At 70.3% G+C, this 20,266-nt stretch carries 18 protein-coding genes; 12 read left to right on the top strand and 6 right to left on the bottom strand.

The window, feature by feature from the left end:
• Positions 1 to 27: 27 nt before the first annotated feature.
• Positions 28 to 1,344 (top strand): glycosyl hydrolase family 18 protein, encoded by a 1,317-nt coding sequence (locus NAG42_RS38970; protein WP_250037434.1) that lies wholly within the window; start codon positions 28 to 30, stop codon positions 1,342 to 1,344.
• Between the two features lie 107 nt (positions 1,345 to 1,451).
• Here NAG42_RS38970 and NAG42_RS38965 read toward each other — a convergent pair whose 3' ends face one another.
• The 3 genes from NAG42_RS38965 to NAG42_RS38955 form a co-directional block, all read right to left on the bottom strand.
• Positions 1,452 to 2,480 carry an FAD-dependent oxidoreductase gene (locus NAG42_RS38965; RefSeq protein WP_250037433.1) on the bottom strand — a complete coding sequence of 343 codons (1,029 nt, stop codon included), beginning with the start codon at positions 2,478 to 2,480 and terminating at the stop codon, positions 1,452 to 1,454.
• Between the two features lie 107 nt (positions 2,481 to 2,587).
• The gene (locus tag NAG42_RS38960; RefSeq protein WP_250037432.1) at positions 2,588 to 3,343 is read right to left on the bottom strand and encodes an SCO2525 family SAM-dependent methyltransferase; all 756 of its coding nucleotides are present in this window, start codon (positions 3,341 to 3,343) and stop codon (positions 2,588 to 2,590) included.
• A gap of 56 nt (positions 3,344 to 3,399) precedes the next feature.
• Entirely contained in the window at positions 3,400 to 4,365 is a 966-nt protein-coding gene (locus NAG42_RS38955; RefSeq protein ID WP_250037431.1) for a hypothetical protein, read from the bottom strand.
• A gap of 192 nt (positions 4,366 to 4,557) precedes the next feature.
• Between NAG42_RS38955 and NAG42_RS38950 the strand changes: the two genes are divergently transcribed.
• The 7 genes from NAG42_RS38950 (at position 4,558) to NAG42_RS38920 (ending at position 11,957) form a co-directional block, all read left to right on the top strand.
• Positions 4,558 to 5,652 (top strand): LLM class flavin-dependent oxidoreductase, encoded by a 1,095-nt coding sequence (locus NAG42_RS38950; protein WP_250037429.1) that lies wholly within the window; start codon positions 4,558 to 4,560, stop codon positions 5,650 to 5,652.
• Positions 5,649 to 6,257: an FMN reductase gene (locus tag NAG42_RS38945; RefSeq protein WP_250037428.1), complete on the top strand. Its 609-nt coding sequence runs from the start codon at positions 5,649 to 5,651 to the stop codon at positions 6,255 to 6,257. The genes NAG42_RS38950 and NAG42_RS38945 overlap by 4 nt, the downstream gene beginning before the upstream one ends.
• Before the next feature lie 91 nt (positions 6,258 to 6,348).
• Positions 6,349 to 6,921: a histidine phosphatase family protein gene (locus tag NAG42_RS38940; RefSeq protein WP_250037426.1), complete on the top strand. Its 573-nt coding sequence runs from the start codon at positions 6,349 to 6,351 to the stop codon at positions 6,919 to 6,921.
• 143 nt (positions 6,922 to 7,064) lie between these two features.
• A complete protein-coding gene (locus tag NAG42_RS38935; RefSeq protein WP_250037424.1) occupies positions 7,065 to 8,867 on the top strand; it encodes a laminin G domain-containing metallophosphoesterase family protein in 1,803 nt (600 codons plus the stop codon).
• A gap of 27 nt (positions 8,868 to 8,894) precedes the next feature.
• Complete coding sequence (locus NAG42_RS38930) at positions 8,895 to 10,277, top strand: MFS transporter (protein WP_250037422.1); 1,383 nt, start codon at positions 8,895 to 8,897, stop codon at positions 10,275 to 10,277.
• Positions 10,278 to 10,347: 70 nt separating this feature from the next.
• Positions 10,348 to 10,878 (top strand): RNA polymerase sigma factor, encoded by a 531-nt coding sequence (locus tag NAG42_RS38925; RefSeq protein WP_250037421.1) that lies wholly within the window; start codon positions 10,348 to 10,350, stop codon positions 10,876 to 10,878.
• Complete coding sequence (locus NAG42_RS38920; RefSeq protein ID WP_250037420.1) at positions 10,875 to 11,957, top strand: hypothetical protein; 1,083 nt, start codon at positions 10,875 to 10,877, stop codon at positions 11,955 to 11,957. Before NAG42_RS38925 ends, NAG42_RS38920 begins: the two co-directional genes overlap by 4 nt.
• Positions 11,958 to 11,962: 5 nt before the next feature.
• Here NAG42_RS38920 and NAG42_RS38915 read toward each other — a convergent pair whose 3' ends face one another.
• Positions 11,963 to 12,625 (bottom strand): FHA domain-containing protein, encoded by a 663-nt coding sequence (locus tag NAG42_RS38915; RefSeq protein WP_250037419.1) that lies wholly within the window; start codon positions 12,623 to 12,625, stop codon positions 11,963 to 11,965.
• Between the two features lie 123 nt (positions 12,626 to 12,748).
• Positions 12,749 to 15,124: a beta-glucosidase family protein gene (locus NAG42_RS38910; protein ID WP_250037418.1), complete on the bottom strand. Its 2,376-nt coding sequence runs from the start codon at positions 15,122 to 15,124 to the stop codon at positions 12,749 to 12,751.
• A 33-nt stretch (positions 15,125 to 15,157) separates the two neighbouring features.
• Between NAG42_RS38910 and NAG42_RS38905 the strand changes: the two genes are divergently transcribed.
• Positions 15,158 to 16,153, top strand: a complete 996-nt coding sequence (locus NAG42_RS38905; protein ID WP_250037417.1) for a LacI family DNA-binding transcriptional regulator — start codon at positions 15,158 to 15,160, stop codon at positions 16,151 to 16,153.
• A gap of 219 nt (positions 16,154 to 16,372) precedes the next feature.
• Positions 16,373 to 16,846 (top strand): hypothetical protein, encoded by a 474-nt coding sequence (locus NAG42_RS38900; protein WP_250037416.1) that lies wholly within the window; start codon positions 16,373 to 16,375, stop codon positions 16,844 to 16,846.
• Between the two features lie 336 nt (positions 16,847 to 17,182).
• On the opposite strand, the gene NAG42_RS38895 is transcribed toward NAG42_RS38900, so the two are convergent.
• Positions 17,183 to 17,779, bottom strand: coding sequence for a hypothetical protein (locus tag NAG42_RS38895; RefSeq protein WP_250037415.1), 597 nt, complete (start codon positions 17,777 to 17,779; stop codon positions 17,183 to 17,185).
• A 182-nt stretch (positions 17,780 to 17,961) separates the two neighbouring features.
• On the opposite strand from NAG42_RS38895, the gene NAG42_RS38890 reads away from it, so the two are divergent.
• Both NAG42_RS38890 and NAG42_RS38885 read left to right on the top strand, forming a co-directional pair.
• The gene (locus tag NAG42_RS38890; RefSeq protein WP_284046507.1) at positions 17,962 to 19,455 is read left to right on the top strand and encodes an efflux RND transporter periplasmic adaptor subunit; all 1,494 of its coding nucleotides are present in this window, start codon (positions 17,962 to 17,964) and stop codon (positions 19,453 to 19,455) included.
• 84 nt (positions 19,456 to 19,539) lie between these two features.
• Positions 19,540 to 20,265, top strand: a complete 726-nt coding sequence (locus tag NAG42_RS38885) for a response regulator transcription factor (RefSeq protein ID WP_250037527.1) — start codon at positions 19,540 to 19,542, stop codon at positions 20,263 to 20,265.
• Position 20,266: the final 1 nt, after the last annotated feature.

The following is a 20,266-nucleotide window of genomic DNA, read 5'->3' as shown; positions in this document are numbered from 1 at the left end:
TGTCACGCAAGCATCTAGGGAGTCGCCATGGGTGTCCGTCGTCGATTGGTGGCGCTGGCCGCAGCGCTCGGAGTAGCGGCCGGGGTCTTCGCCGTCGCCGTGACCGGGGGAGGCGTGGCCTCCGCCGCGGTGGCCTGCTCGGGCACGGTCTGGCGGGAGGGCCCGCTCTATACGGCGGGCCAGCAGGTCACCTACAACGCCCACCTCTACCAGGCGCTGGTCACCCACACGGCGTACGCGGGCACGGGCTGGAACCCGGCCGCCACCCCGACGCTGTGGCGCGACCTGGGCACCTGCACGGGCGGCCCGACCACGCCGCCCCCCACCACGACCCCGCCGCCGACGACCCCGCCTCCCACCACGACCCCACCGACCACCACCTCGCCCCCGGTGGGCTGCGCGGTCCGCGGTAAGCCCGCCGGCAAGGTGCTTCAGGGCTACTGGGAGAACTGGGACGGCGCGAGCAACGGTGTGCACCCCGGCCTGGGCTGGATCCCGATCAACGACAGCCGGATCACCCAGCACGGTTACAACGTCCTGATGGCGGCGTTCCCGGTGATCCGCTCGGACGGCACGGTGCTGTGGGAGAACGGCATGGACGCCGGCGTGAAGGTGCCGACGGCCGCCGAGATCTGCGCGGCCAAGGCCTCCGGCGCCACGATCCTGATGTCGATCGGCGGCGCGACCGCCGGCGTCGACCTGAGCTCCAGTGCCGTCGCCGACCGGTTCGTCGCGACCATCGTGCCGATCCTGCGCCAATACAACTTCGACGGCATCGACATCGACATCGAGACCGGCCTGACCGGCAGCGGCAGCATCAACCAGCTGTCGACCTCGCAGGCCAACCTGATCCGGATCATCGACGGGGTGCTGGCCGCGATGCCCGCCAACTTCGGCCTGACCATGGCTCCGGAGACCGCCTACGTCACCGGCGGCAGCGTCACCTACGGCTCGATCTGGGGCTCGTACCTGCCGATCATCAAGAAGTACCTCGACAACGGCCGCCTGTGGTGGCTCAACATGCAGTATTACAACGGCTCGATGTACGGCTGCGCCGGTGACTCGTACGGCGCGGGCACGGTCCAGGGCTTCACCGTCCAGACCCAGTGCCTCAACAACGGCCTGACGATCCAGGGCACCACGATCCGCATCCCGTACGACAAGCAGGTGCCGGGGTTGCCGGCCCAGCCCGGCGCGGGCGGCGGCTACATGACACCCGCGCTGGTCACCCAGGCCTACAACAGCGTCCCCGGCATCAAGGGCCTGATGACCTGGTCGATCAACTGGGACGGCTCGAAGGCCTGGACCTTCGGCGACAACGTGAAGCGCCTCCAGGGCCGCTGATCAGCACAGCGTCCGGGCCGTCGGAACGCCGGCGGCCCGGATGCTGCGCTCACGGAGCGGGCGGCCCGGATGCTGCGCTCACGGAGCGGGCGGCGCGGACGCTGTGCTCACAGGGCCGGCACGGACAGCCGGGCCTTCTCGTGGATGTCGTCGATGATGCGGGCGACCTCATCGGCGCATCCCCACGAGAGGCTGACCCCGGAGCCGCCATGGCCGTAGTTGTGGACGATGTGGCGGTCGCCGAAGTCCTCGTGCTCGAGGCGGACCGTCGGGCGGTGCGGTCTGATCCCGATCCGGCGGCGCTCCTTGATCGGGCTGACGGTGGCGAGCACGGGGAAGGCCTCGCGGCACCGCCGCAGGATCGCCTCCTCCACATCGGTGTCCCACCGCAGGTCGGACACACCCTGCTCGGCGCTGCCGCCGAGCAGCAAGAAGTCACCGTGCGGAAGCACGTAGGTGGTGTCGCCGATGTAGGGGTCCGGGACGTGCTCGACGAAGAACTCGTGAATCCCCGGATTGCGGACGACCACGAGCTGCCCGCGGATCGGCCGGACCTCATCGTCAGGCACCAGGGTGCGGGCGCCGATCCCCGTGCAGTTCACGACAATTCCGGCGTCGAGAAAGCCCTGCTTCAGATTGCTCAGTCGCCGATCCTCGATCGTGACCGACAGTTTCCTCAGCCGTCGCTCGAGCCATCGGAGAAACGACGGCATTTCGATCAAGGGGGACAGATAATGCCATCCGGAGTCGAAACCTCGTGGTAAATCCGCCTGAGCACATCGCCGATAGCCGGGTAGCGCCGGTGCCCACGGCGGCGTCGGCAAGGGAGTGCGGGACGCCTCGATGCCCTTGAGCAGCCGGGCCCAGGAGAAGCGCTGGCGATGAAGAGCTTCGAACCGCTGACGTGTCGCCGCGGCCCACTCGTCGCGGACGGCATTGTTCTTGTGCTCGGCCATGTAGGGATCGAAGATGGCGCCGGCCGCATACGAGCTGGTCTGGCCGGCCGCCTGACCCTTGTAGATCACAATGCGAAGATCGCGTTTCGCCAGCCGGGCCCGCTCGGCAAGGCGAACGGCGGTGGTCAGACCGATAACGCCCGCGCCGATGATCAGAACATCCGCTCGAAGGGAGGCCATATCTTGAGACTAGCCTCCTGACGCGAGCGCGGGATGCGCGCATTCGAGCTTGCGGCACGTGTCTTTTCCGGCGGTGAATCGGCCGGGCTCACCGATGGTCCCGGCCGTCATTTCCGCCGTCCCGTGGCGACCATCATGCCGTCGTACCCGGGGCGAAGTCCCTTGCTGCGGACTCGATGGACCGTCACGTTGCGGGCCACCGGAGCGAGCGCCCGGTGCACGTCGTCCTCGTCGATCGAACACGCCGGGAAGCGCTCGCCGGCGACGACGTATCCGGACGACAGCCGCATGAACGCGGCGGCGAACGGCGCGTTCCGCTTGAGTGCGTTGACGAAGAGCCGGGTGGCCCGCTGGAACTCGTCGATCCGGCTGGTGATCGACTCGGCCACGAAGAACATCGTGCCGACGTCGTACTGGTCGGGCTCCAGGCTGAAGACGTTGCCGCGCTCGATCCTGACCCGGCCGTGCAAGGTCTCCAGCGGCTTGTTGATCGGGTCGTAGGCCGACCGGCCGGCCGAGATCGCATCCCAGAACTGCCACCAGGACCCGTGCGGCGTATCCAGTTCGCGGGCCAGCCAGTCACGGTTGGCGAAGGAGCGCTCGAACAGGGTGACCCGCGAGGCATAGGGCAACATCACCAAGGCCGGGTACAGATTGGCGCCGGGACCGACATCGATGGCCTGACCCAGATCGGGGACCGGCTGATTCTTCTTGAAGTAGTCGGCGACAATCTTGATGATGGTGGCGTCGTCCGAGCGGAGCCGGCCGTAGTTGGCGGTGAAATAGGCGTCGGAGTTGAATCTCTCCCAGATGAACCCGCTGACATCCTCGGGCCGGTCAGCAACATTGGCAGATGGCGACATGGAACGTGGATGGCTTTCGCTCACCGGGCCCCCTCCGTCGATACGCCTTCGGACCGCTAGTGCGCCGCCGATGGCGAGGTCGGCTGTCCCGTGTCCGAGGCATCGGGATCCCGGGCGGCGCCCCACAGATCCTCGAATCGGTCCTTACGTCTTCCCGTCAATTTGGGATTGGACACCAAGGCGACGTTACTGATCGATGGCGTCACGTCGCTCCGCAGCACTCTTGCGGTCTGAAGCTCGTAGCTTACCTTCTGATCGAAGAGGATGAAGTCCTCAAGATCCTTCTGGTAGAGGAAGGGTATGTCGTCGTGGCGCAGGACTCGCACCTCCACATTGATCTTCCGATGTGGTTCCAGCAGGTGCCGGACCTGTTCAGTGTCGTCCGCGTCGTCGGTGAGAAGGAACAGCCGGCGGATCCGCACATTGCGCTCGGCCGCCTGACGTTGCCGATCGAGATAGCGAAGTCCGAGCTCGCTCGACCAGAAATCGCCCTCGTCGACAAAACCGTGCGATCGGTCGAACGAGGTCATGCTGGTGGCGTCGATGCTGATGGTCGCCGCGTCGGTGAGGTCGAGAAGCCAGTCGGGATTCTCGCCCGCGTGGTCCGCCCGCCCGGAACGCAGACCTTCGAGAAGGCTCGCCAGGCCCTTCAGCTGGCTGTCGGTGAACTGCAGCAGGAAGTCCTCGCCCGCCTTCAGCCGGCCGGCCGCCTCCACCAGGCGGACGATGCTGTCGCGGCCGAGAAGATCCTCGACGCGGGCGAGATGGGTGGCGGCCTCGCTGATGCTCTGCACCTTCTGGGTCAGGCTCTGCGCCCCTTTCGCGCCGTCCTCGCCGATGGCGCGGGCGAGTTTGCGCGATTGCTCGGCCGCGTCGATGAGGAATTGGACCACCAGGACGATGCCGGCCACGAAGATCGACATCGTCAGCTGCCAGACTTCCGGCTGCTTGGTGGCGTTGGTGAGGAGGTAGGTCAGGCCACCGGCGATGCTCGTGACCATGATCTTGATCAGAATCTGCACGTGTGTTCTTCTCCCCGGCTCAAAGTCCTTTCATCACAGTCGATGACTGCAACCTCACGCAACGCACATGCGGGTCGAGATGTGAGCCAGGCCGCAGCGAGGTTCTTTTAGATTTGAAATACTTCCGCCGTTGGTGTGGTTGTGCAGGGCAGTCAACGGGATGCAACGGGTCCCGGCGGAGAGGGAGCGGTCATGCAGTTCGGAATCTTCAGCGTCAGCGACGTCACCACCGACCCGACCACCGGGCGCACGCCGACCGAGCACGAGCGCATCAAGGACATCGTGACCATCGCCAAGCACGCGGAGGAGGTCGGCCTCGACGTCTTCGCGCTCGGCGAGCACCACAACGAGCCGTTCTTCTCCTCGTCACCGACCACGACGCTCGCCTACATCGCCGCGCAGACCGACAAGCTGCTGCTCAGCACGGCGACCACGCTGATCACCACCAACGACCCGGTGAAGATCGCCGAGGATTTCGCGATGCTGCAGCATCTGTCCTCCGGCCGCGTCGACCTGATGATGGGCCGCGGCAACACCGGGCCGGTCTACCCCTGGTTCGGCAAGGACATCCGGGCCGGCATCCCGCTCGCCATCGAGAACTACGCGCTGCTGCACAAGCTGTGGCGCGAGCACGTCGTCGACTGGCAGGGCAAGTTCCGTACGCCGCTGCAGTCGTTCACCTCGACGCCGCGCCCGCTCGACGAGATCCCGCCGTTCGTCTGGCACGGCTCGATCCGCAGCCCCGAGATCGCCGAGCAGGCCGCCTTCTACGGTGACGGGTTCTTCGCCAACCACATCTTCTGGCCGGCGTCGCACACCCAGCGCATGATCGAGCTCTACCGTCAGCGGTTCGCCCACTACGGTCACGGCGACCCCGACCAGGCCATCGTCGGCCTCGGCGGTCAGGTGTTCATGCGCAAGAACAGCCAGGACGCGGTCAAGGAGTTCCGCCCCTACTTCGACAACGCCCCGGTCTACGGCCACGGCCCGTCGATGGAGGACTTCACCCGCGAGACGCCACTGACCGTCGGCAGCCCGCAGCAGGTCATCGACCGTACGCTCGGCTTCCGCGACTACGTGGGCGACTACCAGCGCCAGCTGTTCCTGATGGACCACGCCGGCCTGCCGCTCAAGACGGTCCTCGAGCAGCTCGACATCCTCGGCGACGAGGTCGTGCCGGTGCTGCGCAAGGAGTTCGCCGCCCTCAAGCCGGCCCACGTGCCGGACGCCCCCACCCACGCTTCCCTGCTGGCCGCCAAGACGGCCAAGGAAAAGGTGTCCGCATGAAGCAGCGCACCCTGGTCGTCGTCGCGGCCGGCCTGAGCCAGCCGTCGTCGACCCGCCTGCTCGCCGATCAGCTCTCCGCGGCCGCGGTCACCGCCGCCGCCGAGCGCGGGATCGAACTGCACGTCACGACGATCGAGCTGCGGGATCTGGCCCACGACATCACCAATCACCTGCTCACCGGCTTCCCGCCCGGGGCGCTGAAACAGGCCCTGGACGCGGTGGCCGGGGCGGACGCGGTGATCGCCGTGTCGCCGATCTTCACCGCGAGCTACAGCGGCCTGTTCAAGTCGTTCTTCGACGTGGTCGACAAGGACGCGCTGGTCGACAAGCCGGTGCTGATCGCCGCGACGGCCGGGACGGCCCGCCACTCGCTGGCGCTCGAGCACGCCCTGCGCCCGCTGTTCGCCTACCTGCGCGCGGTGGTCGTGCCGACCTCGGTCTTCGCCGCCACCGACGACTGGGGGGCCGACTCGGCCGAGGGCTTCCTGCAGTCGCGCATCACCCGGGCCGCGGCCGAGCTGGCCACCGAGGTCGACCGCCGCGAGGCGGCCACGGTGACCGACCCGTTCGCCCTGACGGTCAGTTTCGAAGACCTGCTCAAGTAAAAGAAGGCGGCTCCGCTCGGTGCGGAGCCGCCTTTTTTGTGCCCCCGGGGCTCCGGCGGGGTACAAAGAACGAACCGACGAAGGAGTCACCATGGGCGAGATCGTGCTGATCCGGCACGGGCAGACCGAGTGGAGTGCCAACGGCCGCCACACGTCGTACACCGATCTCGACCTGACCGAGGAGGGTGAGCGCCAGGCCAAGGCGGTCGCCGCCCGGGTCAAGGACCGGAATTTCGTGGCCGTGATCTCCAGCCCCCGGCACCGTGCGCTGCGCACCGCCGAGCTGGCCGGGCTGAAGGTCACCGAGACGACCGACGACCTGGTCGAGTGGAACTACGGCTCGTACGAGGGCATCACGTCGGCGGAGATCCACCAGACGGATCCGGACTGGTGGCTGTTCCGCGACGGTGCTCCGGGCGGCGAGTCACCGGCACAGATCCAGGAGCGCATCGACCGCGTACTGGGCAGGGTCCGACCATTGCTCGAGGAGGGTGACGTGGCCCTGATCGGCCATGGGCACGCGCTGCGGGTGGTCGGCGCCCGCTGGGTCGGGATGCCGGCCGAGGGCGGCGGCCGGCTCAAGCTGGGCACCGCCACGTTGTCGATCCTCGGCTTCGACCACGGCCGCACCGCCATCGACACGTGGAACTCCCCCTGTGGATAAGGCGATTCGCCCCATTCAAAAGGCGTAGCCTCAGCGCCCGGGTGGGTGGGGGAGGCGGTGGCTCACCAGGAAGATCATGAAGTTCGGCCGGGCTTCTTTCGGGCGCCGCCTGATGTTGCGGTGCGGCGGCCATATTGACGGGCGTGGAACGAAGGAATCTTCTCCGGGCGGCCGTCGCCGCCCCCGCCGCGACCCTCGTCACGACCGCTGTCCCGGCCGCGCCCGCGCAGGCCACGGCCGGCCGGTTCGACCAGGACAGCCCCCGCTTCGCAATCGCGGTCCTGCCCGACACCCAATACCTCTTCGACGCCGACAGCGCCGACCCCGCGCCCCTGCGCGAGACCTTCGGATACCTGCTGGAGCAGCGGGCCGAGGACAACATCGCCTTCCTGACGCACCTGGGCGACGTCACCGAGCACGGCACCGAGCAGGAGATCGTGCTGGCCGGTCAGACGTTCACCGCCATCGACGGCCGGCTGCCGTACAGCGTGCTGGCCGGCAACCACGACATCGACGGTTCGAAGGACGACCAGCGCGGCCCCAGCGCGTACCTGTCGACCTTCGGCCCGCAGCGCCAGCGCAGGTCCAAGACCTTCCTCGGTGCCTCGACGGACGGCTACAACAGCGCCCACCTGATCGAGGCGGCCGGTAAGAAGTGGCTGATCCTGGCCCTCGACTGGCGCATCTCGGACAGCGGGCTCGCCTGGGCGCAGACGATCCTCAGCCGGCACCGGGTTCCCACGATCGTCACGACCCATGACCTGGCCTACGCCGACGACGCCGGGAAGGCGTACCTCTCGGGAAACGGTCAGCGGCTGTGGGACCAGCTCATCAAGGGCAACGACCAGGTCTTCCTGACCTTGAACGGGCACTACTGGCCGCCCGGCCGCACGGTCCTCGAGAACGACGCCGGAAACGACGTCCACGTGCACATCACGAACTACCAGGACCGCTACTACGGCGGCGCCGGCATGATCCGGCTCTATCGCTTCGACCTGGTGCGCAACCGCATCGACGTCGAGACGTTCGCGCCCTGGTTCCTGGCCCGCGACCCCGCCCGTCGCACCCCGCTGGAGGCCGAGACCATCGAGCTGACCAGCGACGTCGACCGGTTCAGTCTCGAGTTCGACTTCGACGAGCGCTTCCCGGTGGCCGCGCCCCGCCCACGTCCGGCGGCTCAGGTCGTCGACCGGCACACCGCCGCCTACTGGCGCTTCGACCAGAGCGGTCAGTCGGTCGCCGACGGCGCCCAGATCAGGGATCTCAGCGGGAAGGGCAACCACCTCACCGTACGGCGGCTCGCCAACAGCACCGACCGGACGCTGACCGTTTCGGCAGAGCATCATGTCGGTGCCCCCGCCCATGCCAGCCTGCGCTTCGACGGTGGCAAAGGCCCCGACCGCGGCGCCATCCTGCACACTGCGGGCGACGCCCCGATCAACAGCGCGAAGTTCCTCGGCGGCTACACCATCGAGGCGTTCGTCAAGCTGCCCGAGCCGTTCGAGGGTGACCACGCCTGGATGGGCATCCTGAGCTGGGAGGCCCGCGCCGGGGACGCGGGCAAGCACAGCGGCTGGTCCGATCTCGAGCCCACATGCAGCCTCAACATCTCGGGCGAGCGGTTCCTGCAGTACGTGCTCTATTCCGAGGTCGGCGATCACAACCCGACCTCGTGGAGCCACGCCCTGCCGACCGGCGTCTGGCAGCACCTGGCGGTGGTCAACGACGGCAAGCGCTCGATCGTCTACGTCAACGGCTCCAAGATCGCCCGGAACCCGGCCCAGCCCGCGCGGGGCATCGCCACGGTCGGCCGGCCGTTCGTGATCGGTGCGACGTCGTTCGACCTGAGTTACGGCCAGGGCTTCTACGGCTGGATCGGCGACGTCCGGATCACCGACCGCGCACTGCGCCCGGCCCAGTTCCTTCCGGGGGGTCACTTCCGCTGATCTCCCTCCAGCACCCATGATCGGGGGATGGACAGGACGGCCCGGGGTCTCGCTCTGCTGGTCGCCGGGGCCTTCTTCATGGAGATCCTCGACGCGACGGTGATCGCCCCGGCGGCCCCGCACATCGCCCGGGACCTCGGGGTGCAGCCGGTCACCGTGAACGTGGCGATCACCGCCTACCTGCTCACGCTCGCCGTCTTCATCCCGATCAGCGGCTGGCTGACCGAGCGGTTCGGGGCCCGCCGGGTCTTCACCGTCGCGATCGTCGTGTTCACCCTGGCCTCGGTGGGTTGTGCCGCCGCGGTCAACCTGCCGATGCTGGTGAGCACCCGGGTGCTGCAGGGGGTCGGGGGCGCCCTGATGGTGCCGGTCGGCCGCCTGGTGGTCATCCGGACCACGGCCAAGACCGATCTCGTACGGGCCATCGCCTACCTGACCTGGCCGGCGCTCACCGCGCCGTTGATCGCGCCGGCGCTGGGTGGCGTCCTGAGCACGTACGCGTCGTGGCGTTTGATCTTCCTGGTCAACGTCCCGCTCGGCCTGCTCGCGCTGCCCCTGGCCCGTCGCTTGATCCCCGACGTGCGGGCCGAGACGCCCCGCCGGCTCGACTGGCGCGGCTTTGTGCTGGTCGCCACGGGCACGGCCGCCCTGGTGGCCGGTCTCGAGGGCGTCGCCGAGCAGCGTCCCCGGTGGCCGCTCGCGATCGCCCTGCTCGTGCTGGCCGCCTCGGCGCTGGTCACCACGATCGGCTACCTGCTGCGCGCCGCGAACCCCCTGGTCGACCTGCGCATCCTGCGCGTGCGCACGTACCGCGTCACGGCCCTGGGCGGTTCGGTCTTCCGCGCGGTCATGAACGCCATCCCGTTCCTGCTGCCGCTGCTCTTCCAGCTCGGCTTCGGCTGGACGGCCGCGCAGGCCGGCCTGGTGGTGATCGCCCTGTTCGCCGGCAACATCGGCATCAAGCCGGTCACCACCCCGCTGATGCGCCGCTACGGCATGCGCACGGTCATGCTGGGCGCCGTGCTCGCCTCCGCGGCCTGCCTGATCGGCCTCGCGTCGCTGACCGGTTCGACGCCGTTGCTGCTGGTCCTGCTCGTTCTCGCGCTGAGCGGCACGTTCCGCTCGATCGGCTTCAGCACCTACAACACGCTGGCCTTCGCCGACGTCCCAGCCAACCGGATGACCGGCGCCAACACCTTGATGTCGACCGTTCAGGAGCTGGGTGCGGGCCTGGGCGTGGCGTCCGGAGCCCTTCTCGTACGGCTGGGGGCAAGCTTCACCGAGGGGGCCGAGCCCCGGTTCCGGTTCGCCTTCCTGGCGCTCGCGGTCCTGCTCGTGGTCCCCGCCGTCGAGGCGTTCCGGCTGCCCGCCACCGCCGGGAACGTCGTGGCCGGCCGGGCCCGCCCCTGACTTGCGGGCGGCGCGATCCGCCGTCTCGAATATCCGGGAACATGACTGTCGAGTTGAGACAAGTACAGGTATGACGCCGATCCGGGCCGCCACGCAGCACGACGAACTCGCGGAGCTGTTCGATCGGCATGCCCGCGAGCTGCTGCGTTACTGCACACGCCGGGTCGGTCCGCAGCTGGCCGAGGATGTGGTGGCCGAGACGTTCCTGGTGGCCCACGAGCGGCGCGAGCGGTTCGATCCCGAGCGCGGCGAGTGGCTGCCCTGGCTCTACGGCATCGCGACCAACCTGCTGCGCCGGCATCGGCGGGCCGAGCTCCAGGCGCTGCGGGACAACACGCGGGCGGTCGCGGCCGACGACCCGGCTCACGACGAGGCGGCGGCCGGGCGGGTCGATGCCGAGCGGTCGGTGGCCCGGCTCTCGGCCGTGATCGCGAAACTGCCCACCCGCCAGCGCGACGTTCTGATGCTCTTCGCCGTGGCCGAGCTGGAGTATGCCGAGATCGCCGAAGCTCTGGGCATTCCGCTCGGGTCGGTCCAGTCGGCGTTGCACCGGGCCCGGACCAAGGTGCGGGCGGCACTGGAAAAGGAGGGTGCGCGATGACGCCCATGGATGAGGACCTGATCGCGGTCCGGAACCTTCCGCCCGGCGTCGTCGAGCCGTCCGACGAGTCGCTGGCCCGGGTCCGGCAGCGCGTCTTCGCGCAGCCCGCGCCGCGGCATCTCGCGTGGCGGCTGACGATGCGGCGGTTCTGGGTGCCGGTCGCCGCCGCGGCTGCGGTGCTCCTGGTGGTCGGCGTGGGCCTGGCCTCCCTGCGACCGAGGGCGCTGACCCCGCCGCAGCCCGAGCCGGTGTCGTCCGAGCCGGCCCGGGTGCGGCGCGTGTTCGACGAGCTCATCACGGCGGCCGGCCGGAAAACGCCCTTCCGGCCCCGGGCTGGGCAACTCGTGTATCAGAACGATGAGATCGTCGAGATCAGTCCGCTCGACGGTCGTCCCTTCCGGCGAAGCATCGAGACCTGGATCGAGCCCGCGACCACGACCTATCTCGGCTCGGCCGAGGAGGGACTGACCGACCCCGGCCGGGCCTCGGCGGCGTGGGAGCAGGAGAACGCGAAGGACCGCTACCGGTCCCTCCCCCTCGGGAAGCGGCCTTTCCTCAAGCTCACCTCGTTCCTGGCCGGCCCGACCGACCCGGCCGCGGCTCGCCGCGACCTCATCGACCGGGTCACGGTCGACGTCGTTTCCGAGGACGAGCAGGTGTGGAGCGGCATCTGGGAGATGGTGATCCTCGACGCGCTGCTTCCGGCGGAGCGACGGGTCGCGCTCTACCAGCTGCTGAGGGATCTCCCGGTCAGCGTCGGCGAAACGGGGGTGGACGGCCGCCGCCTGGTGATCGTCCGCTTCGCCGCGCCGGCCGGGAGCTTCCTCGGCTTCCTCGGCCCCGACAAGGCCTACGACCTGCTGATCGACCCGGTGAGCGGAGAGATCGCCGGCACCCAGGTGCTGCACGACGGGCCGGCTCCCGCCTGGTCACCGCCCGACAACGTCGAGGTGCAGACCGGGCCGTCGGGTTTGCCGTGGTCCCCGGCGCCACTCCCGGCCGGACCGATCGACCCCGCCCTGGTCAACCGCCACATCTACAACTTCGGCCTGGTGGAAGACATCGGGGACCTGCCGTGAGCCACTCAGCGGATGCGCAGCGTGAGAGCGGTGCCGCCGATCTCGATGGTGTCGCCCGGGCGCAGGTCGACGGTGGCGATCGGGTGGCCGTTGACCCGGGTGCCGTTGTGCGAGCCCAGGTCGGTCAGGGTGATCCGGTCGTCGTGGACCTCGATGATCAGGTGGCGGCGGGACACGCCGGGGTCGCGCAGCCGGACGCCGGCCTCCCGGTCGCGGCCGAGCACGGTCAGGCCCGGAGGCAGGCCCCACGCCTGGCCCTCGGCGCTGACCAGCGTGGCGACGGTGTCGTCGGGCGGCGGGGCCGGTCGCGGGGGAGGGGGATCCGGTTCGAGCAGGGCCGCCACCCGGAAGGTGCCGGTGTCGAGGTCGTCACCCTGGAAGACCTCGACCGACACGTCGCCGTAGACGATCCAGGCCTGCTCGGCGATCAGCGCCGCCTGCCGGGTGGCCAGCTCCTGCGCCAGCCGGGCCGCGTGCGGGGCCCAGCGGCGGTGGTCGTAAGCGGAGAGCCCGACTGTGTAGTGGTTGGGCACCAGGGTGCGGCCGGCGGCCAGCAGCGCCTTGTGACGTTCGGCCTCGCGGCGCATCGCGTCGAGGATGTCGTCCGGGCGCACCGCACCGGAGGGCTCGAGCGACTCGAGCCTCTCGCGTTCGGGCGCAGCGGTCACGGCGTCATCCTGACGGTCGTACGTCACGCCAGGCAGGTCCGGCCGCCCCACGGCGCCCGTGGGCCTGGGACGGCCTGCCCGGCAAGCTCAGCTGACGAGTATGCCAGGCGACCGCCGCCACGATCAGGACACTGTCGCGCGCACGTCACCCAGGCCGCGTGCCACCAGGAACTCGCCGCCGTCGGCCAGCCGGTCCGACCAGGCGTGCGCCTCGGCGTCCCAGCGGCGCCACAGCCGGCGGTCGGCGTGCACGGTGACCCGCGCCGCCTTGCCCGGCTCGACGGTCACGGCGGTCCACCCGACCAGGCGGACGGGCTCGTCGGGCTCGACCGGGCGCAGGTAGACCTGGACGACCTCACGGCTCTCGTGCCGGCCGACGTTCTTCACGGTGACCGTGATCGACGGCGCGTCGCCGGTCACCAGCCGCACGTCGCTGTACTGCCACTCGCCGTAGCCGAGCCCGTGACCCAGCCAGAAGGCGGGGTCCGGCGCCCGGCCCGCGAAGTGCCCGCGATAGCCGATGAAGGTGCCCTCGGCGTATTCCAGCCGGCCGTCGACCGGGGTCACCGACCACGCCGGCGCGGCCCCGTCGGCCGCCGGGAAGGTGGTGACCAGCCGCCCGGCCGGCTCGATGTCGCCGAGCAGGGCCGCCGCCACGGCGTGCCCGCCCTCCTGACCGGGCAGCCCGGCCCAGAGCACGGCATCGACCCGCGGCAGCCAGGGCATGAGCACCGGGGTGGCCGCGTTGACCACCACGACCGTCCGGCGGGCCGCTCCCGCCACCGCCTCGACCAGCGCGTCCTGGGCGCCCGGCAGCTGCAGCGTGCTCTTGTCGACCGCCTCGGTCTCCTGCTCCTCGGTGAGGCCGACGACCACCACGGCCACGTCGGTGCCGGCCGCCGCCCGCACCGCCTCGTCGATCACGTCGACCGTCTCCCGCGCCGCCGGCTTCCCGATCAGGCCGTAAAGCCCCATGCCGGGCACCGCGACCTCGGCCTCGAAACGGGCCGGCGCCGACGACGGGACGAAAGTCCGGGTGGGCGGCGTGAGTACCTCTTCGCCCATGCCGCGCCCGGAGGTCCGCAGCGCGAAGGTGGTGCCGTCGGAGATCTTCCAGTCGCCGACACCCATGACACCCAGCTCGGCCTGTCCGTCGGCGTGCACGTCGCCCACCAGCCGGGCCGTCGTGACCGTCCCGGTGAAGTCGTCGTCCATGCCGATCATGGTCTTGGCCAGCGGGCAGAACCGTCGTTCGAGCTCGTTGCCGGTGGCGTCGCAGAGGATGACGTCGATGCCCGGCTGCCCGTTGGAGGGAGCGGTCAGGAAGCCGCCGCGCGCGGGCACCGGCCGGGTCCGCACGTCCACCCCGTCGACCACGGTGACCCGGTCGCCGAGCAGCCCGGTCAGGCCCTCGGCCACGGTGACCTGGTATGGCGGGTTCACCACGGCCGAGCCACCGCCCATGTCGATCGTCTCGACCGCGTGCCGCCCGATCAGCGCCACACTGGTGGATCGGTCCAGCGGCAGCAGGTCGCCGTCGTTCTTGAGCACGGTGATGCCGCTCGCGGCCAACCTGGTCAACTGCTCCCGGCGTACGAGGGAAGCGGGAGCCGGCAGATCGGCGGGGTAATCGCGAGGCGTGCCCAGCGCACCCACCCGCTCGGCCAGCCGCAGCAGCCGCGTGACGTGGTCGTCGACGACCGCCTCGTCGACCTCACCGGCCCGCACCGCGGCGACCAGGGCCTCACCCCACGGCCCGTCCGGCCCCGGCATCACCAGGTCGAGACCGCCGTTCGCAGCCGGCGCCGCGGTCTTGGTGGCGAACCAGTCCGACATGATCAGCCCCTGGTATCCCCAGGCACCCTTGATGACCTCGTTGTTCACGTAGTTGTGCTCGGTCGCGGCCACCCCGTTGACGTCGTTGTAGGCGCCCATGATCGACCAGGCGCCGGCCTCGTCCACCGCGATCTCGAAGGGCAGGAGATACAGCTCGTGCAGCGTCTTCTCGTCGACCACCGAGTTCACCGTGTTGCGCTCGGTCTCGCTCTCGTTGGCCACCAGGTGCTTGAGGCACGCGCCGACGCCGCTGTCCTGCAGGCCCCGCACGTAAGCGGCGGCCAGCTTGCCGGTGAGCAGCGGATCCTCCGAGTACGCCTCGAAGAGACGACCGCCCAGCGGCGTGCGGTGCAGGTTGATCGTCGGGCCCAGCACGACGTGCACCTGCTGGGCCATCGCCTCCTCGGCGAGGAGCTTCCCGACCTCGTACGCGGTCCGCTCGTCCCACGTCGAGGCGAGCAGGGTCGCGTTCGGGAAGAGGGTGGCCACCCGCCCGCCGGTGAACTTCAGACCGCGGACGCCGGTCGGACCGTCCGAGAAGCGCATCTCGTGCAGTCCTATCGACGGTTCCCCGGCGAGCGTGAACGCGGTCGCGCCGGTCAGCAGGCGCACCTTGGCGGGCAGATCGAGGGATTTCACCAGGGCGGCGAGGTCGGACGTCATGACCCCATGGTTACACGTGTAAGTTGGGTTGTCATGGCCGACTCCACGACCAAACGAGTCACCAGCGCCGACGTCGCCCGCCTGGCCGGGGTGTCGCGTGCGACGGTCAGCTACGTCCTCAACGACACGCCGCGCCAGACCATCTCGGCCGGCACCCGCGACCGCGTCCGCGAGGCCGCCGCCCAGCTCGGCTACTCACCCTCGGCCGCCGCCCGCACCCTGCGCACCGGCCGCTCCGACGTGGTGCTCTGCCTGCTGCCCGACTGGCCGATCGGCACCGAGGTCGGCTCCAACCTCGGTCACCTCTCCGCCGCGCTGGCCCACCACGGGCTCACCCTGGTCGTGCACCCGGGCAACCGCGCGGACCGCCCGATCGCCGACCTGTGGAAGGCGATCACGCCGGCCGCCGTCATCGCGTACTCGGGCTTCTCCGACGCCGAGATCGCCGCGATGCGCTCGGCCGGGGTGGCGCTGGTGGTCGCCCTGTCCGGCCGCCACCGCGGGCACGAGCTGGCCGTCCCGCAGGAGCTGGTCGGGCGCCGCCAGGCCGAGCACCTCGCGCAGGCCGGTCACACCAGGCTCGGCTACGCCTACCCCGACGACCCGCGGGTGCGGTTCTTCGCCGAGCCGCGGCTGGCCGGCGTCCGAGCCGCGTGCGCGGCCCGGCGCCTGCCGACGCCGGTCGGCCTGACGGTCCCGCTCGATCCCCCGGCAGCGGCCGATGCCGTACGGCGATGGCAGGCCACCGGGGTGACCGCGGTGTGCGCCTACAACGACGAGGTGGCGCTCGCCGTGCTCGCCGGCCTGCGCCAGCTCGGCTCGTCCGCACCAGCCGACCTGGCCGTGATCGGCGTCGACGACATCCCCGCCGCCCGCCTGGCCGACCCGCCGCTCACCACGGTGACCACCGACCAGTCCGTCGTCGGCGCCCACCTGGCCGCCACGGTCGTGGCCGCAATGAACGGCCGCGCCGCCCCCACCCTGCCCGCCGCCGACATCGTCCGCATAGTCCCCCGCCAGTCGGCGTAACCACCAGCCGCCACCAGCCGCCGGCCGCCACGAGCCGAGCCACTGACCGTGCTGCTGCTGCCCGTCGCGGGCGCCGAGTGTGTCGTGGCCTCCACGCCGGACTGATCAGCGAACCTCGATGAGGCTGACAACAAACGCACAGGCAAGGCACATGGGCGGCTCAGGCGGCAGGCGAATGGTGAGGGGGTAAGGACAGCCCGCCGAAGGGGGATGAGCGCCATGCTCGTTTCGCTGAACAGCAACCTGGGTCATCGCGACTTCACCGCCACCGCGACCGACCTTCCGATCAACCCGGCGAGTCTGCCCGCCGCCCCCGGCCCGCTGCCGGTGGTGGCCTACCTCGGCCATCCCAGCCGGGTGGCCGGCCTCCCGCACCACCTGCCGCCCGGCTGGTCATTGCGCCGGGCCGCCGACCTCGACGACCTGAAACCCGACGAGATCGTGCTGGTCGCCGCGGCCACGGTCCGTGATGTCGCCACCGCCCGCCAGGCCCTCCCGTCCCGCACGATGATCGTCGCCCTGGTCGACGAAGGCGCACCGGCCGAGATGGTCGCCGGAGTGCTGACCGCTGGCGCCGACGCCTGCGTGCGCGGCGGCCAGCCCGCGATCCTCGCCGGCCACCTGGTCGCCTGCCGCCGCCGCGAACGTGCCGGCCGCTGGGCCCGCCTCAACGAACAAACCCGGCGCTACTGACTCGGCGCCTGTCGCTGCGGGGGTGGCTCAACGAATGGTGCCCGACGTTGCTGACTCGTCGCCTGCCGCTGCTGGGTTGTGCTCGACATTCAGCGCCGGGCGCTTGCTAAGGGTTGCCCGCCGCTGGTGGGTTGGCTCAACCTACAACGGCGGCGGGGAGGAAGCCGTGCCGTCCGGGAAGCGGGGGGCACGCTCCTCGGACGGCACGGTGGTATCTGATCGGATCCGCGGGCCGCGCCGGCGTCGCCGTCACGGGGGTTACGGCAACGCCGGCGCGGAGTTCGGTGCAGGCAGCGCTGAGTCGAGGGTCGGTTTGCAGGGCGGGTGGGGTTCTCGTCAGGCGGTGGGGGAGGGGCTTGCGGTTGGCTGCAGCACTTTGCAGGTCTCGATCGCCTTGGCCGTGGCTTCGGTGGGGTCCAGTTTGGCCGGGTCGGTCACGCCGTTTTCCTTGAGACAGTTCTCGTACGCGGCGTTGCGGCCGTCGCCTCGGTTGGCGTTGCCACCGCCGGGGCGGCCCGACGGGCGCAGGGAGGAGCACGCCTCCTGCGCCTTCTGCCAGGTCGCTTCGTCCACACCGTCCGGTTTGCCGACCATGCCGCCTCCGCCCGGGAAGCCGCCTCCGTTGCGGAAGCCCGCACTGCCCGACGGCCGGGGCACACCGGCGCTGCCCTCAGGGCGCGGCATGCCGGACGGCCAGCCGGCATCACCCGAGGGCCGGGTTCGTGGTCCGCCCGAGGGCATGGTGACGGTCACGCCGTTCTGTCGCAGACAGTCCGTGTACGCGGCGAACGCGGTGTTCCGGCCACCGTCGGCGCTGCCGGACCCGTCCGAGCCCGCTGAACCACCGCCGCAGGCCGCGGTGGCCACCACGGCCGCGGACGTCACGATCAGTCCCGCCGCGCGGCGATACGTCTTCGTCCCGGCTCTGCGCACGGTGCCCTCTTCCCTTGGCCGTGGTTGGTCGTCCACACCCAAGCCGCCGCACCTCGTCAGCACGTCACCGCCGCCTCGGAGTTACCTCGGAGCCGCTGTGCGCAGGCTGTGCCCGCCGCTCCGAGCGAACTCCGAGGTGGGATGGAGGCGGTGGCCAGCAGGGGCCGGGACACTTCCGGGCCATGGGTGAAGCACTGGGTGGGCGGCGGCGCCGGCTGTGGGGTGCGGTGGCTGTCGTGGTGCTGGCGCTGGTGGGCTTCGGGGTCGTGCGGGCCATGACGGCGGACGCCACCGAGGAGACAGCGGCGGTCGAGACGGTGGCCGTGGATCGGGGTGCGGTCACTACCGAGGTGGCTACCACCGGGACGGTTCAGCCGGCTCAGACCCGCAGCCTGTCGTTCGCGGTGGCGGGGACGGTGGAGAGCGTCGCGGTGCGGGCCGGCACCACCGTCACGGCGGGTCAGGTGCTGGCCAAGGTTGATGACGCTGACGCCGCCGAAGCGGTTGACGACGCTCAGGACTCGCTGGAGGACGCGGAGGATGCGCTCACCCAGGCCAAGGAGGACGCCGCCGCCGGTACGGACAACGGCTGTGGTTCTGATGTCGCCGCTGCCTACGGAGTTGCCGCAACGCGTACGCCGACCCCGACGACCTCACCCAGCGCCTCGCCGAAGCCGCCCACGACCCCACCGGTGAAGACGACCCCGCCGGTGAAGACGCCGGCAAAGACGACACCGGCTAGGACGACGCCCGCGACCACCACCGCGCCGACCAGGACCACCGCGCCGGGAAAGCCGGCCCCGACCACCTCACTCGGCCGCCCCGGAGGCGGCGCCGACCAAGGAGGCGGGAACGCGGGCGGCGATGAGGTCTGCGGATCCGACGGATCGAGCGGCGGCGGCCAGCAAACCGGCGGCCAGCAAACCGGCGGCCAGCAAGGTAGCGGCCAGCCAAGCGGCGGCCAGCAAGGTAGCGGCCAGCAAAGCGGCGGCCAACAGGGCAGCGGCCAGCAAAGCGGCAGCGGGCCCGATGCGATCCTCAGCGCCGAGCAGCGGGTCATCCAGGCGCGGACCGCACTCGAGAACGCCGAGGACGCCCTGACCGGTACGACCATCACCGCGCCCATAGCCGGCCGCGTCCTCAGCGTCAGCGGCAAGATCGGCACCCAGGTCACCGCTGGTAACAGCTTCATAACGCTGGCCGACATCTATGCCATGCAGATCAGCGCCGACTTCCCCGAGGCCGACGCCGACCGCCTCGCCGTGCGGCAGAAGGCCGTCGTCACCCTGGCCGACCGGGCCGGTCAGGAATTCCGGGCCACCGTCGTCCAGGTCGACCCGGTCGGCACCAGCGACGGCACCATGGTCCGTTACGGCGTCCTGCTCTCCTTCGACGAGAAGCCGGACGAGAAACCGGACGAGAAACCGGACGATAAGCCGGACGAGAAACCGGAGCATCTGCTGGTCGGCCAGAGTGCCCCGGTCCGCGTGACCACCGGCGCCGCGCCCGACACCCTCCGGGTGCCCAGCACCGCCGTCCACGACGTCGCCGGCACGCGGGGCGTCGTACGGAAGGACGGCACGACCGTCACCGTGGGAATCGGCCTGCGCGGCGACCAGTTCACCGAGATCACCCAAGGCCTGGCCGAGGGCGACCAGGTGGCCCGATCCTGGTGAGTCCGGGAGGGGAAACGGCAATACAGCAGACTCCTCACAAGTTCATAGGCAATTCCTAGGCAGCGTTGATAGTTCTTCGACGTGCTGACAGACACCCGCCCCGCGACGCGTACGGCCCGAGTGCTGGTCGTCGACGACGAGCCCAACATCTGCGCGCTGCTCAGCGCCACCTTGCGCCTCGTCGAGTTCGACGTCCGCGTCGCCGGGACCGGCCATCGCGCGCTGCTCGCGGCCGAGGAGTTCGACCCCGACCTGATCGTCCTCGACGTGATGCTGCCCGACCTGGACGGCTTCGACGTCGCCAAGCGGCTGCGCGCCGCCGGGTCGCGGGTACCGGTGCTCTTCCTCTCCGCGCGTGACGCCCTGGAGGATCGCATCTCCGGGCTGTCGGCGGGCGCGGACGACTATGTCACCAAGCCGTTCAGCCTCGAGGAGGTCGTGCTGCGGATCCGCGCCATCCTGCGCCGCACCCGGCCCGAGCTCGACGCCGCCCCGGCCGGTGCCGTGCTGCGCTACGCCGATCTGGAGATGGACGAGGACGCTCACGAGGTGCGCCGCGCGGGCCGGGTCGTCGACCTCTCGCCCACCGAGTTCAACCTGCTCAAGTACCTGCTGATCAACGCGGGCCGGGTGGTCAGCAAGGCGCAGATCCTGGACCGGGTCTGGAAGTACGACTTCGGCGGCGACGGGCGCATCGTCGAGTCGTACGTCTACTACCTGCGGCGCAAGATCGACAAGGTGGAGCCGCCGCTCATCCACACCGTCCGCGGCGTCGGCTACGCGTTGCGGCTGCCCCGCAGCGACGACTGAC

This window comes from Paractinoplanes maris (genome assembly GCF_023544465.1).
GTDB classification, from domain to species: domain Bacteria; phylum Actinomycetota; class Actinomycetes; order Mycobacteriales; family Micromonosporaceae; genus Actinoplanes; species Actinoplanes maris.
Note: the sequence above shows the minus strand (reverse complement) of the source record. Positions and strands in the feature narration are given on the sequence as shown.

Excerpts from the sequence above, each read along its gene's own strand:
- NAG42_RS38970 (WP_250037434.1), top strand. The coding sequence starts at position 28 with ATGGGTGTCCGTCGTCGATTGGTGGCGCTGGCCGCAGCGCTCGGAGTA.
- NAG42_RS38965 (WP_250037433.1), bottom strand. The coding sequence starts at position 2,480 with ATGGCCTCCCTTCGAGCGGATGTTCTGATCATCGGCGCGGGCGTTATC.
- NAG42_RS38960 (WP_250037432.1), bottom strand. The coding sequence starts at position 3,343 with ATGTCGCCATCTGCCAATGTTGCTGACCGGCCCGAGGATGTCAGCGGG.
- NAG42_RS38950 (WP_250037429.1), top strand. The coding sequence starts at position 4,558 with ATGCAGTTCGGAATCTTCAGCGTCAGCGACGTCACCACCGACCCGACC.
- NAG42_RS38945 (WP_250037428.1), top strand. The coding sequence starts at position 5,649 with ATGAAGCAGCGCACCCTGGTCGTCGTCGCGGCCGGCCTGAGCCAGCCG.
- NAG42_RS38940 (WP_250037426.1), top strand. The coding sequence starts at position 6,349 with ATGGGCGAGATCGTGCTGATCCGGCACGGGCAGACCGAGTGGAGTGCC.
- NAG42_RS38930 (WP_250037422.1), top strand. The coding sequence starts at position 8,895 with ATGGACAGGACGGCCCGGGGTCTCGCTCTGCTGGTCGCCGGGGCCTTC.
- NAG42_RS38925 (WP_250037421.1), top strand. The coding sequence starts at position 10,348 with ATGACGCCGATCCGGGCCGCCACGCAGCACGACGAACTCGCGGAGCTG.
- NAG42_RS38920 (WP_250037420.1), top strand. The coding sequence starts at position 10,875 with ATGACGCCCATGGATGAGGACCTGATCGCGGTCCGGAACCTTCCGCCC.
- NAG42_RS38910 (WP_250037418.1), bottom strand. The coding sequence starts at position 15,124 with ATGACGTCCGACCTCGCCGCCCTGGTGAAATCCCTCGATCTGCCCGCC.
- NAG42_RS38905 (WP_250037417.1), top strand. The coding sequence starts at position 15,158 with ATGGCCGACTCCACGACCAAACGAGTCACCAGCGCCGACGTCGCCCGC.
- NAG42_RS38900 (WP_250037416.1), top strand. The coding sequence starts at position 16,373 with ATGCTCGTTTCGCTGAACAGCAACCTGGGTCATCGCGACTTCACCGCC.
- NAG42_RS38890 (WP_284046507.1), top strand. The coding sequence starts at position 17,962 with ATGGGTGAAGCACTGGGTGGGCGGCGGCGCCGGCTGTGGGGTGCGGTG.